Genomic DNA, 13354 nt, shown 5'->3' with positions numbered 1-13354 from the left:
CATGTCAGATATTCTCAATAAAATACTCGCTACCAAGGTACAGGAAATAAGAGCAGCCAAAACTGAAAAAACATTTTCTGAGGTCATGGCAGAAGCTGGAGATGCCGCACCTGCAAGAAATTTTACTGCAGTCATTCAAAACAAAGTTACAGCAGGTCAATCAGCCGTAATTGCAGAAATCAAGCAGGCCAGCCCCAGTAAAGGCATATTGCGCGGCCCCAAATCGCCACATGCTTCACATCTAAGTTTTAATCCTGCCGAAATTGCAGAATCCTACGAAAAACATGGTGCAGCCTGCTTATCCGTGCTGACGGATCGCCAGTACTTCATGGGCAGTCCGGAATACCTGCAGCAAGCCCGTGCTGCCTGCCAATTGCCAGTGATTCGCAAGGACTTCATTATTGATGAATATCAGGTCGCGGAAGCCCGCGCCATGGGTGCCGATTGCATTCTGCTCATCGTTGCAGCGTTTACCATGAAAAATGACTTTGGCGAAGAAAGTCTGGATAACTTTGAACAAGATCCACTCAGGCAAATGCTAAAACTGGAAGCACAAGCCCATGAACTGGGCATGTCGGTATTGGTGGAAGTGCATAATGCCGAAGAACTGGCACTCGCGCTACAACTCAATACACCTTTGATCGGTATCAACAACCGCAATTTGCGCACCTTTGAAACCAGCCTCAACACCACCCTGCAACTGCTGCAACAGATACCCGCCGGACGCATTATTGTCACCGAAAGCGGCATTCATGCACCGGAAGATGTTGAGCTGATGCGCCACAACAACGTTAATGCATTCCTGGTCGGTGAAGCGTTTATGCGCGCCGACGATCCAGGTGCTGAACTGGCACGATTATTTGCAAATTAAGGCTTAAATTTGTTTACCGTAGATGGTTTCCTACTCTGCCTGGCTTGTCTCGGATAAGGCGTAAACCAAACGTTTCATAAAGGCCGCTAAGCGCGTTCTTACCACGTATGGCAAAACTGGCGTGCTTACCCGTAAATAAACTACGGGCGTCCACGAATAGCATATCCATTATATCCAGATATGTGGCAATTTTCAGGGTCGTCAGATTCATTGAGCCACCATTCTCATACTTTTATCCGCGGCATTAAATCCCATCCTGTGAAACGACGATGGGCACAGAAAGTTTGCCGATATCCGGTGATTCCTCATTGTCTCCTGATTCCTCTGATTCTTGCATACGCCAGATTCCAAAAAAGTCACGTTGGGTGGAATACCCATTCCCAGATTCAAACTGCCGATGTGACAGTTTGAACCACGCGCTTTTAGAATAGCATTGACTTTTTCCTGTTTTTCTACTGCCTAGATAATGTTACTGGCAATGACTTCATCACTGCTGAATTCAACGATTTTGTCAGCAACACCGCTTGACAGTTCTTTTGCTTTATCGAGAAAACTCATCTCCAATCTTCCCCAAAACAAATAAGTATAAACAGACTGTTCAAAATTGTTAAGAACGGGAGCCAATGTCAAGGTAAAAATTAATTCAAAATACTCATTTACTTAGGATAAATTCCATTTTTTCATTTACTTTTAACACCGAAATTGCAAACGCAATGGAATTTAGATCTCTAGCGTTCATAAGCCAACACTGGCGCCAGCCACCTCTCCGCCTCTTCAACCGTCCAATCTTTGCGTTTGGCATAATCTTCCACTTGATCCTTACCAATTTTGCCAACAGCAAAAAATGTAGATTCGGGGTGCGCAATACAAAAACCGGATACCGCCGCCGTCGGCACCATGGCATAAGACTCCGTAATAATAATACCGGCTCTATTCTGAGCGTCCAGCAACTTAAACAAAGACCCTTTTTCGGTATGATCCGGGCACGCCGGATAACCCGGCGCTGGCCGAATGCCAAGATATTCTTCGTTAATCAATTGCTGATTTTCAAGCGTTTCATCTTTGGCATAACCCCAGAATTCCCGTCTGACCCGCATATGCATATGTTCGGCAAATGCTTCCGCCAGACGGTCAGCCAGCGCTTTGAGTACAATGGCACTATAGTCATCATTAGCATCTTCAAACGCTTTGATACGTTCGTCAATGCCGAAACCCGCACCCACTGCAAACAAGCCAATGGCATCTTTGAGTCCCGTTTCCTTGGGTGCAATAAAATCCGACAGGCATCGATTCGGCTTCCCGGTTGGTTTTTGCGTTTGCTGACGCAAGCAGTGCCAGGTCATGGCAATCTGGTTTCGACTTTCATCGGTATAGATTTCAATATCATCCCCGACAGCGTTGGCCGGAAACAGTCCGATGACCGCATTGGCGGAGAGCCATTTCTGCTCAACTATTTTTTTCAGCATTGCCTGTGCATCGCGGAACAAATTACGTGCTGTCTCTCCCACCACTTCATCATCCAGAATTGCAGGATAACGACCGGCAAGTTCCCATGCCTGGAAAAACGGCGTCCAGTCGATAAACGGTACAATTTTTTCCAGTGGATAATTATTCAAGGTACGGATGCCCAATAATTCCGGTTGCGGCGGTTCGTACTGCTCCCAGTCAACTTTAAACGCATTTGCACGTGCGTCAGCTATCGGCAGGATTTTAGAAGGCCCTTTCTTGTTTTTATGCTGTGTGCGAACCTTTTCATATTCCGCTTTGATGCCTTGAACATAATCGGCCTGCATGTCTTCCGACATCAGATTGCTGCAGACACCTACAGCGCGGCTTGCGTCCGGTACCCATACAACCGATCCGTCATAATGCGGGGCGATTTTAACGGCGGTATGTACACGTGAAGTTGTCGCTCCGCCAATTAACAGCGGAATGGTAAAGCCCTCACGTTTCATTTCTTTGGCCACATGCGCCATTTCTTCAAGCGATGGCGTAATCAATCCGGAGAGACCGATAATATCTGCATTTTCCTTTCTCGCTGTTTCCAGTATTTGTGCGCTGGGTACCATCACGCCCATATTGATGACTTCGTAGTTATTACATTGCAACACTACAGCGACAATATTTTTACCGATGTCATGCACATCACCTTTGACGGTTGCGACAACAATCTTGCCTTTAGGCCGTGAATCGCCGAGCAGTTTCTTCTCTTCCTCGATAAATGGCAATAAATGGGCGACGGCCTGTTTCATCACTCGTGCGGACTTAACCACTTGCGGCAAAAACATCTTGCCGGCACCAAATAAATCACCTACTACACCCATCCCATCCATCAACGGCCCTTCAATCACCTGAATTGGACGTCCACCTTTTTGCTTGATTTCCAGACGTGCTTCTTCCGTATCCTCAACAACATAGGTGGAGATTCCCTTGACCAACGCATGCGTCAGTCGATCCTGCAAAGGCTGTTCACGCCAGCTTAAATCTTCAATCTGTTCTTTTTTCTTACCCTTGTAGTTTTCCGCAAAATCAACCAGACGCTCAGTCGCGTCTTCACGACGGTTAAGTATCACATCTTCCACGTACTCCAGCAAATCCGCCGGAATATCCGAATAAACACCCAATTGCCCGGCATTCACAATTCCCATGGTCATACCCGCTTTAATGGCATGATAAAGAAAAGCGGTATGAATGGCTTCTCGAATTGGATCGTTGCCGCGGAAAGAGAACGAAACATTGGACACACCGCCGCTGATCTTGGCATGCGGCAGCGTTTTTTTAATCTCACGTGTGGCGTCAATAAAATCAACGCCATAGTTATTGTGTTCTTCAATACCGGTGGCAATGGCGAAAATATTCGGATCAAAAATAATATCTTCCGGTGGAAAGCCAACTTTATCGACCAGCAAGCGATAACTGCGCGTACATATTTCAACTTTACGGGCAAGTGTATCCGCCTGACCTTCTTCATCAAAAGCCATGACAATCACGGCAGCACCATAACGGCGCGCCAGTCTGGCATGCATAATAAACTCTTCCTCGCCTTCTTTCATGCTGATAGAGTTGATTATGGATTTGCCCTGTATGCATTTGAGTCCCGCTTCTATCACCGTCCACTTGCTCGAATCGAGCATTATCGGTACACGGCAGATATCCGGCTCGGTGGCAATCAGCTTCAGAAAAGTCACCATGGCTTTTTGTGAATCCAGCATGGCTTCGTCCATATTGATGTCGATGATCTGCGCACCGTTTTCAACCTGACTGCGCGCCACATCCAATGCCTCAGCGTACTGATCGCCCAGAATCAATCGTGCAAATGCGCGTGAACCGGTAACATTGGTGCGTTCGCCGACATTGACGAAGAGTGAATCATCATCAATGCTGAGCGGCTCCAAACCTGACAGTCTGAGTTTTTTTGGAAGTTCCGGTATTTTTCTCGTCGGCAGCGGACTGACGGCTTCAGCGATGGCTTTAATATGTGCAGGCGTGGTGCCACAACACCCTCCGACTATATTCACAAAACCGGACTGCGCGAAATCCTTGAGTTGACGCGCGGTATATTCCGGCGTTTCATCATAGCCGGTTTCCGACAAAGGATTCGGCAGCCCGGCATTCGGATGCACGCTGACGTAGACTTCCGCCACATCGGAGAGCTCTTCAATGTATGGACGCATGAGTTCAGCACCCAATGCACAGTTAATACCGACCGATAATGGATTTGCATGCCGGACTGAATTCCAGAATGCTTCCGGCGTCTGTCCGGACAACGTCCGGCCTGAAGCATCCGTTATGGTGACTGAAATCATGATAGGCAATCGAACATTGTTTACTTCAAAAAACTGATCAATTGCAAATAACGCCGCCTTGGAATTCAAGGAATCAAATATGGTTTCAACCATCAGTATATCGACACCGCCATCAACCAGTCCGCGGATTGATTCAGTATAGTCGGCTACCAGTTGATCAAAGGTGATATTACGGAAACCGGGGTCATTGACATCAGGCGAGATTGAAGCTGTTTTTGTTGTCGGCCCGATGACGCCAGCGACGAAACGGGGTTTGTCAGGTATTTTTTTCTCGATTGCCTGTGCGGCTTCTCGCGCCAGTTTTGCCGCAGACGCATTGAGCTCATATACCAAATCCTGCATATGATAATCCGCCATTGAAACCGCATTGGAGTTAAATGTGTTGGTTTCTATGATATCCGCTCCGGCTTCAAGATAATCGTCGTGAATTGAGCGGATCACGTCCGGACGTGTCAACGTCAACAAATCATTATTACCTTTCAAATCATGCGGAAAATCTGCAAAGCGCTCGCCTCGGAAATCGGCTTCTTCGAGTTTAAAGGTTTGTATCATTGTCCCCATTGCACCATCGAGAATCATAATACGGTTGGCAATGGAACTTTCTAACAGGGTCGTGCGAAGATCTTTATTCATTACGTTAAGTGCTTTTGAATTTAATATAAAGCGATTTATTATACCCTACCAGCCGATCCATACCGAAACCGAGCCAGGCCGACCTCTTTGAATTATCAGTAACTTTATGATATATAGTCATAAATATAACAATTCCAAATGATAACCGGTCGATTTTAATTGGCTATTATCCAGATAAATCTGAATAATAATTTCTTGATTCGGTTGAATGGCTGTTTTTTGAATCTGTGCTTTGGTTAGATAATCAGTTGTGGTAAAAATTCGACTGGCCAGCAATTGATTATGCATATCTGTTAACAATAATTTTAAAGCTGGCAATGCCTGCGTAACAGGTGCGTGGTTACGAACAACTGCAGTTAAAGTCGCTACTTCCGGTTGAGTCTCAGGATCTCTCACTGTCATATCTGACGACACAATACTTAACAGCTGAACATTCCCGGGGAGCGGCACTGTACATCCCAGAATATTACAATATTGTTCCAGATATGGCCTGGATTGCGGCGCGATAATTGCCAAATCTGCACGATACATATAAATGACCTGAGCTATCAACAGAATGAATAAGGCAATATTGCCGAATTTCCAGCCCCAATGTTGAGGTGATTTTTGAGATACTTCCGATAAGAAATCACTACTTGATACATTATACGGTGAGGGCACCAGTGAGTACGAGGGCTCTATACCCACTCCAGATTCTGACGATTCAGTCGTTTTTACAGCTTCATCTTGCACATGATCAGACTGAAATGCAGCACTCGTGTCTGCTTGCAGTTCACAGTGAGAAGTATCTGCCAAATGGACACTTTCTTTGATTTCATCAGAATTGTCAGATGCTGTCGTTTTTTCAACAAACGTCGACTGGTATTGAATCTCGGACTCGTCAATTGTAATTAACGTAGCGAATCCGTTGAAGATAACCTGGCATTCTCCGCATCGCACCAGACCACTTTGGGATTGCAATTGCTCTGGAATAATTTTGTAAGTAGTTCCACAACCCGGACATAATGTCACAAGTGCCATCAGCTACTCCATTTAAGCACAGGAAAAATAAAAATTATAGCGATTAAAAATTGCTTAATGCTGATTATTGCCGTCTTACCTTTTTAAAAAGACTGGTTCCAACGCTCGTATACGTTTATTTTTTTATTCCAGTTAATAATACCCAACCGTCCTGTGCTTCAGATAATTGCATATCAAACCAATTTTGATAAGACGCCTTCACTTCATCTGCTTGCGCTTGCAAAATACCGGACAAAACAATCTGCCCCCCTCTGCGTGCTGCTTGCGCAAGAATGGGGGCAAGCATGATCAGTGGATTGGATAATATGTTTGCTATCACAACATCAACCTGACCAGCCACAACGGTTTTATCGTCCGGGTTGCTTCCGGGCTGATAATGTGTCGAAAAAAATAGTTTTGATTGATCGCAATCGTTCAGCAACGCATTTGCCTGGCTTGCCTTGACCGCATGCGGATCAATATCTATGCCGGTTACATGACCGGCGCCCAGCTTTAATGCCGCTATGGCAAGAATACCCGAACCGCAACCATAATCCAGTAGCGTTTCTTCCCGCTTTAAATGCTGATCGAGCCAGACAAGACATAGTTGCGTCGTTGGATGGCTGCCTGTACCAAATGCCAAACCCGGATCAAGAATCAAATTTATCGCGGCCGGATCAGGCGGTTGATGCCATGTGGGCACAATCCATAAGCGAGCGGAAATCTGAATGGGTTCAAACTGTGCCTGTGTTAATCGCACCCAGTCCTGTGCTTCAACTATCTCCGTTCGATAGCTGGGCATTTGCGATAGCTGCGCTGCCTCCTTGACAGACTGCATAATAGCATCCAGATCGGTATCCTTATCGAACAGTCCGGTTACTTCTGCTTTCTGCCATACCTGTTCTGCAGGCAATCCAGGTTCGCCGTATAATGGCTGTTCCGCATCGGTACCGGCTTCTGCGTCATGTATATCCACCGATAAAGCGCCATGCTCCAACAACGCTTCACTCAAACGATCCGCAGAAGCATTATCCGTTTTTATAATGATTTTGTTCCAAGACATACGCGGTGATCGCTAAAATTTAGTTACTTGCCATCAATCCAAACCAGCAATTCCATGTGATCCGGCAGATCAGGTTAAATGGCAAAGTTGACAGCAGGTTATAACAGGTTTAATGAATCAGACAGTTTGTTGATTATGCAAGGCAAGTTTGTGTTCAAGGTAATGGATCGAGTATTGTCCGCTTAGAAAAGTTGCATCTGAAAGCAAGTCAAGATGCAGTGGAATATTGGTTTTAATCCCTTGCACCACCATTTCGGATAGCGCAATACGCATGCGCGCAATAGCTTGCTCACGCGTATCGCCAAAAGTAATTATTTTGCCGATCATCGAATCATAATAGGGCGGCACCATATAATTATGATATACGTGTGAATCCACGCGCACACCGGGACCACCCGGTGCATGATATTGTGTAATTCGACCGGCTGATGGTGTTAATTTATATGCATCCTCAGCATTCACGCGACATTCGATAGCATGCCCCTTGAATACGATATCGCTTTGCTGAAATGATAATTTCTTTCCCGCCGCTACATTAATCTGGGCCTGCACAAGATCAATACCGGTCACTGACTCAGTCACAGGGTGCTCGACCTGCAATCGGGTATTCATTTCAATGAAATAAAATTCATTATTTTCGAACAAAAATTCAAATGTACCTACCCCACGATATTTGATCCGGCGACAAGCATCGGCACACCGCTCCCCTATTTTATTGCGCAGCTTTTCAGAAATACCGGGGGCTGGTGCTTCTTCCAGAATTTTTTGATGCCGCCGTTGAAGTGAACAATCACGTTCACCCAAATGCACTGCATTACCTTGTTCGTCAATCAGTAATTGAAATTCAATATGGCGCGGATTTTCTAAATATTTTTCAGCATATACGACTGGATTACCAAAAGCCGCCTGAGCCTCATTACGCGTCATAATGACTGCATTGGGCAGCGCAGCTTCGGTATGCACGACGCGCATACCGCGTCCACCACCCCCGCCAGCCGCTTTGATTATGATTGGATAGCCAATTTCCTTGACTATCTTTTTTATTGCATCAATACCTTCTGGCAACGCTCCCTCTGAACCCGGCACACATGGCACACCGGCTGTTTTCATTGCGTTTTTCGCACTTACCTTGTCTCCCATCAAACGAATCGTTTCCGGTCGTGGGCCAATAAAAACAAAACCGCTTTTTTCTACGCGCTCAGCAAAATCGGCATTTTCTGAAAGAAATCCATAACCGGGGTGTATTGCTTCCGCATCCGTTACTTCAGCCGAGCTGATAATTGCAGGTATGTTTAAATAGCTTTGGGCAACGGGTGCAGGACCAATGCAAACCGATTCATCCGCCAATTTGACATATTTGGCCTCAGAATCCGCTTCCGAATAAACTGCAACTGTTTTTATACCCATGGCACGGCATGCACGCTGAATACGCAGGGCAATTTCACCACGATTTGCGATAAGAATTTTCTCAAACATATAAACTCACAAGAGATAAACTTGGCCGTCAAAAAATATCAGGCAGGCTAACTATGTAACCTTTATCGATATAGATTATCAGACTATCTTTTAATGCATTATTGAATGACAAACAAATGTTCCCCGTATTCAACAGGTTGACCATTTTCTACCAGTATGGCCTTAATCACGCCATTTTTATCGGCTTCGATCTCATTGAGCAGCTTCATGGCTTCTATAATGCACAAGGTATCACCCACTTTCACGGTCTGGCCTACATCGACAAAGGGACTGGACCCGGGTGATGATGAACGGTAAAAAGTCCCTACCATGGGCGACTTGACCAGATGCCCTTCCGGTGTATCTTTCTTTACATTAGATGGATCAGATGTTTTCGAATCATTGGGCGTCGCATCCGGCGCTGGTTGACATTGCCCTTGAGGATATGGAGCCACACTTTGCTGCATGGGTGGCATCCAGGCATAGCCGGGCACCGCAGGGCCTGATTTACTGATGCGGACCTTCTCTTCTCCTTCAGTAATCTCTAATTCAGCAATACCAGACTCTTCAACCAGCTCAATTAGTTTTTTAAGCTTTCTTAAATCCATATCAAACCCCTCGCAACATCATCCCAACTAATCCGGGATTATTTCAAAAAGATAACTACCAATACATTTCCTGGTAACAGGAAACTCACCAAGAATAAACCATCCTACTGTGGAAAAGTTATTTGATTTAAATATACAATCAAAAATTTCGGACAGCCTGCTGGCATTTGTCAGCAAACTCATGCCAATCGAAATAAAGCCTTTAACATTACAATAAACTCCCGAAATATATATAGATAAAACGCTCACCGAATTTTCATGATGACAATATAAAAATAATATGCAAAATCACATTGTTTATTAACGCCGAATCATTAAGGCATATTCCAGCGCCAATTCATAACCTTTTGAACCCAGACCACTAATCACACCAACAGCCATGTCTGAAAAATAGGAATGATGACGAAAAGCCTCTCGAGAAAAAATATTCGATAGATGGACTTCAATAAATGGTATTCGCACCGCTGCCAATGCATCACGCATTGCAACGCTGGTATGTGTATAAGCCGCCGGATTGATAATAATAAAATCGGTACCATCAGTCATGGCCTGCTGAATCCTGTCAACCAGCAAAGACTCCGCATTACTTTGAAAAAAAACAACACCCGCCTGAACTTTATTCGCAAGTCGACTTAATTCTCTGTTAATATCCTGCAAACTTTCATGACCATATATCTCCGGCTCACGCATTCCAAGAAGATTTAAATTGGGCCCATGAATAACCAGAATATTGGTCGCACCCGTGTTTTTCGTATTCATGACAGATTATTGCATTTTATTGCCTTAAAGTACAGTTTTTAACGAAATTAACCGAACTTAGCAACACCCATAAAAACTGAGTCGTTCAGAAAAATACACTTACTATCACTTTAAAACTTCTGCTTCCGCACCAGCCTCACCCTAAAACAGAATGCTCCAGAAATATACGATCTTTTTGAATACAATAATAAACAATCGAAGGGATTATTACATTGCCAAAGCAGGAATTCTGTAAAATTAAATCAACGATTTGCCCGCTCCATCACAAGCAACTATAATAACCAGCTTTTTGGCATATGAGTTGTCGAGCTGTTGTAGCTCAGTTGGTAGAGCAACTGATTCGTAATCAGTAGGTCCGCGGTTCGATTCCGCGCAACAGCACCATTAATCAATGACTTAGAAGCACAGCTGCATAAGCATTATTTTGATTGTGTCAAATTTGTGCCAGAAAACATGGCATCTACGACACGAGCATGTATTGTAAACTGAGCTGGTGCTAGATGCGCATACCGTCGAACCATCTCTGCAGATTCCCATGCCCCCATCTCCTGAATGACATTTAATGGCACACCATTCTGGGTTAACCAACTCGCCCAGGTATGGCGCAAATCATGCCAGCGAAAATCTTCAATACCAGCCCGTCTTAATGCCTTACGCCAAGCTCTAGTATTTACTTGATTAATGGGCATGCCTTTATAAGTAAATACTGTTTTGGGATGTTTTCCAATTTGTCTCGCTAACACATCAATAGCCGTAGAATTAAGTGACACATGAATCGGCTTCCCGGCTTTTGCCTGATCGCCATGTATCCATGCAACATTGCGCTCCATGTCGACTTGTGACCATTCAAGTTTTGTAACATTTGCTCGCCGCAAACCCGTAGCCAGTGAGAATCGCACAATATCCGCCAAATGGACCGGCAATTCCTGCATAAGCTTATTGGCTTCTTCAACACTCAAATAACGTATCCGTCGCTTTGGCTCCCGGTACAGTTTGATAGTTGGCACTTTATCAATCCATGCCCAGTCGAGAGCAGCCCGCCGGAAAATAGAACGAATCAGTGCCAGCAATCGATTTGCCGTAGCCGGAGTGGTTGTTTTTAACTTTAACGCCCCTATTCTTGCAATTTCTTCACGGGTAATCTCATGAAGATATTTGCCCCTGAAAAATTGCTGGAGCCAACTAATTTTGGAAACATCATCATGCTGTGTTTTTTTGTGCTGCGTTTCCATCAGCCATTTATAAGCAGCTTCATCCCAGGTATATTTTGGTTTTTCGCCAACTTTTGCAATTCTCCACGCTTCCGCTTTTAGCTTGTCGTGAAATTCTTGCGCCTGGGTTTTGTCTTCTGTTGCAGCAGAGCATCTAATGCGCTCGCCGCTTGGTGCGGTGAATCTAATCCACCACGTTTTACCGCGTTTAAAGAGTGACATAATTTTTTCTCCTCATGTCCCACTTGCAACGCTTGCCGCGTACAAGCATATAACGAGCGGATATGATCGGCAAGGTCATCTTCAATAAATGTCCAGCGTTTTCCTAATTTGGCGCCTGGAATGACTCCGGCTTTGGCGCGTCGACGCACTTCTTCGGGATGCAATTTAAGAAACTGGGCCGCTTCCGTAAGATTTAAGGTTTTCATAAGCCGTCCAACCTTTTAGTAAAATGCTATAACAGCATGAACGAAACAATGACCGCTGACAGCAGCACAAGAATAGAAGCCAGTAAATTCATAATGGCCGCCTGCCTGGAAATTCTGGTCAGTTCATAAATTTCCTGACTGACCGCGCTTCTGATTTTTTCATGGATCATTTGCGTACAACTTTCAAAGAGCTGCTTTTTTGATATATTGGCGTTATTCACAGATGCACTGAGAATGGCATTCGATTTCTTGATTGAACATTCTGTCCATTGATTAAAGCTGTTTTCCAGGATTTCCTGATATTTATTGAGCAGTTCAGCATGTGCCTTCTCATTTTGTTCCAACAATGCTTCATTCAGGGTATGCATCATCAATACCGGATCATCTTTGGTCAAAACGATGCCGTGTTCTGACGCGATCCGTTTGATCAATGCGTCCAGTTTGTCGTTGTTCATGTCAGAATCGCAGCCACATTCTCAAGATTGGTAAACAGTTGTCTGCGTATAATGGTTAATCTTTGGCGCACCATGACCGGTAAAGCGCTGTTTTTTAGTGCTTCATCGAACGTGAATTTCGATTGCAGGATTTCGCTTAAATCCTTGCCGAAGGTTTCAGGCTTGTAGTGTGGAATCCGGATAATGGCCGATACGCGTGTTTTGTTGTCCACATACGCTTTCATTTCCTCGAACTGTTTGCCATGCATGGTAATTTCACCCCAATAGGGGTTGAGCCAGACAACAAACAGTGCTTCTTTGGGAAATTGTTTAATCAGATGCACAAAGCCATTCAGGGTATCCAGCAGTGCCTGACTGCCGGTAATCACGGTATGAATGATCAGTTCGTGCCCCATGTCTAAAAGTAATGCCGGAATCTGGTTACTGATCAGATAATGCGACATCGGCACGAAGGTGCTGGCACCGTTGTCAATAATGACATCCGACTCTGCTTTGGCAATGAGTTCAATGAGATCGTCAAACTTTCTCGGATCAATCTCGTCATTGTTCATCACATTAATCTGGCACACATTGAGCTGCTTAAAGCCATAGAAAGTGGCATTGACCGGATCGGTGTCAATGCACAAAGGATTTTTGCCCTTGGTGATCTTATGCTGTGCCAGCGTCGATGATATAAACGATTTACCTACCCCGCCCTTACCCTGCAGAATCATATGTATTTTAGCCATCAGATGAGCTCCTCTTTCTCAGTTACAGAATTAAAACGAAATCCTTCCTGATCATTTCCGGCAGTTTTTAATTGATCAGTGCGCGAATGCTGTTTTCTATCCCCGTTGATATGCCGGTTAACCAGTGTCCTGAACCATTGATAGGAACATTTAATCTTTCCTTCATCATGCAATGTGTTCCAGACTTGTCTCACCGTCCAGCCATCCTGTAATGCCTGCTCGATATCCGGCTTCAATGCGATGAACGCCGGTAAAAACTGTTTGCCGGCATGTCTGTTTCTATCTGTAAAAAGCGCGATACGTTCTGATAAAGATTGGGTCATCACTTTTGTGCCGTA

13 protein-coding genes and 1 tRNA gene are annotated in these 13354 nt (G+C 44.8%); 2 read left to right on the top strand and 12 right to left on the bottom strand.

From position 1 onward, the window contains the following. The first annotated feature begins 1 nt into the window (after window position 1). Window positions 2-871 (top strand): indole-3-glycerol phosphate synthase TrpC, encoded by an 870-nt coding sequence (gene trpC / locus C8R11_RS03260; RefSeq protein ID WP_107794467.1) that lies wholly within the window; start codon window positions 2-4, stop codon window positions 869-871. 13 nt (window positions 872-884) lie between these two features. Here trpC and C8R11_RS03255 read toward each other — a convergent pair whose 3' ends face one another. The 7 genes from C8R11_RS03255 to aroQ form a co-directional block, all read right to left on the bottom strand. Further along, window positions 885-1082 (bottom strand): hypothetical protein, encoded by a 198-nt coding sequence (locus C8R11_RS03255; RefSeq protein WP_107794466.1) that lies wholly within the window; start codon window positions 1080-1082, stop codon window positions 885-887. Window positions 1083-1599: 517 nt separating this feature from the next. After that, complete coding sequence (metH, locus tag C8R11_RS03250) at window positions 1600-5310, bottom strand: methionine synthase (protein ID WP_107794465.1); 3711 nt, start codon at window positions 5308-5310, stop codon at window positions 1600-1602. A gap of 117 nt (window positions 5311-5427) precedes the next feature. After that, complete coding sequence (locus C8R11_RS03245) at window positions 5428-6330, bottom strand: zinc-ribbon and DUF3426 domain-containing protein (RefSeq protein WP_107794464.1); 903 nt, start codon at window positions 6328-6330, stop codon at window positions 5428-5430. 115 nt (window positions 6331-6445) lie between these two features. Beyond that, window positions 6446-7372, bottom strand: coding sequence for a 50S ribosomal protein L11 methyltransferase (gene prmA, locus C8R11_RS03240; RefSeq protein ID WP_107794463.1), 927 nt, complete (start codon window positions 7370-7372; stop codon window positions 6446-6448). A gap of 117 nt (window positions 7373-7489) precedes the next feature. Further along, a complete protein-coding gene (accC, locus tag C8R11_RS03235) occupies window positions 7490-8848 on the bottom strand; it encodes an acetyl-CoA carboxylase biotin carboxylase subunit (RefSeq protein ID WP_090699252.1) in 1359 nt (452 codons plus the stop codon). Between the two features lie 98 nt (window positions 8849-8946). Then, a complete protein-coding gene (gene accB, locus C8R11_RS03230; RefSeq protein ID WP_090699254.1) occupies window positions 8947-9435 on the bottom strand; it encodes an acetyl-CoA carboxylase biotin carboxyl carrier protein in 489 nt (162 codons plus the stop codon). A 300-nt stretch (window positions 9436-9735) separates the two neighbouring features. Then, window positions 9736-10194, bottom strand: coding sequence for a type II 3-dehydroquinate dehydratase (aroQ, locus tag C8R11_RS03225; RefSeq protein ID WP_107794462.1), 459 nt, complete (start codon window positions 10192-10194; stop codon window positions 9736-9738). A gap of 308 nt (window positions 10195-10502) precedes the next feature. On the opposite strand from aroQ, the gene C8R11_RS03220 reads away from it, so the two are divergent. Further along, window positions 10503-10578 (top strand) — tRNA-Thr (locus C8R11_RS03220). A 35-nt stretch (window positions 10579-10613) separates the two neighbouring features. Here the strand turns inward: C8R11_RS03220 and C8R11_RS03215 are convergent. The 5 genes from C8R11_RS03215 to C8R11_RS03195 are packed head-to-tail and all read right to left on the bottom strand — an operon-like array spanning window position 10614 to window position 13339. Continuing rightward, window positions 10614-11594, bottom strand: a complete 981-nt coding sequence (locus C8R11_RS03215; protein WP_244907539.1) for a tyrosine-type recombinase/integrase — start codon at window positions 11592-11594, stop codon at window positions 10614-10616. Continuing rightward, window positions 11504-11833 (bottom strand): helix-turn-helix domain-containing protein, encoded by a 330-nt coding sequence (locus C8R11_RS16620; protein ID WP_107794460.1) that lies wholly within the window; start codon window positions 11831-11833, stop codon window positions 11504-11506. Before C8R11_RS16620 ends, C8R11_RS03215 begins: the two co-directional genes overlap by 91 nt. A 26-nt stretch (window positions 11834-11859) precedes the next feature. Further along, window positions 11860-12288: a conjugal transfer protein TraM gene (locus C8R11_RS03205; RefSeq protein WP_107794459.1), complete on the bottom strand. Its 429-nt coding sequence runs from the start codon at window positions 12286-12288 to the stop codon at window positions 11860-11862. Then, on the bottom strand, window positions 12285-13016 hold the full coding sequence (locus C8R11_RS03200) for a nucleotide-binding protein (RefSeq protein WP_107794458.1): 732 nt from the start codon (window positions 13014-13016) through the stop codon (window positions 12285-12287). Before C8R11_RS03200 ends, C8R11_RS03205 begins: the two co-directional genes overlap by 4 nt. After that, window positions 13016-13339, bottom strand: coding sequence for a TraK family protein (locus tag C8R11_RS03195; protein WP_107794457.1), 324 nt, complete (start codon window positions 13337-13339; stop codon window positions 13016-13018). Before C8R11_RS03195 ends, C8R11_RS03200 begins: the two co-directional genes overlap by 1 nt. Window positions 13340-13354: the final 15 nt, after the last annotated feature.

This window comes from Nitrosomonas aestuarii, from assembly GCF_003046585.1.
Lineage (GTDB): Bacteria > Pseudomonadota > Gammaproteobacteria > Burkholderiales > Nitrosomonadaceae > Nitrosomonas > Nitrosomonas aestuarii.
This window is presented reverse-complemented; position numbering and strand designations above follow the sequence as displayed.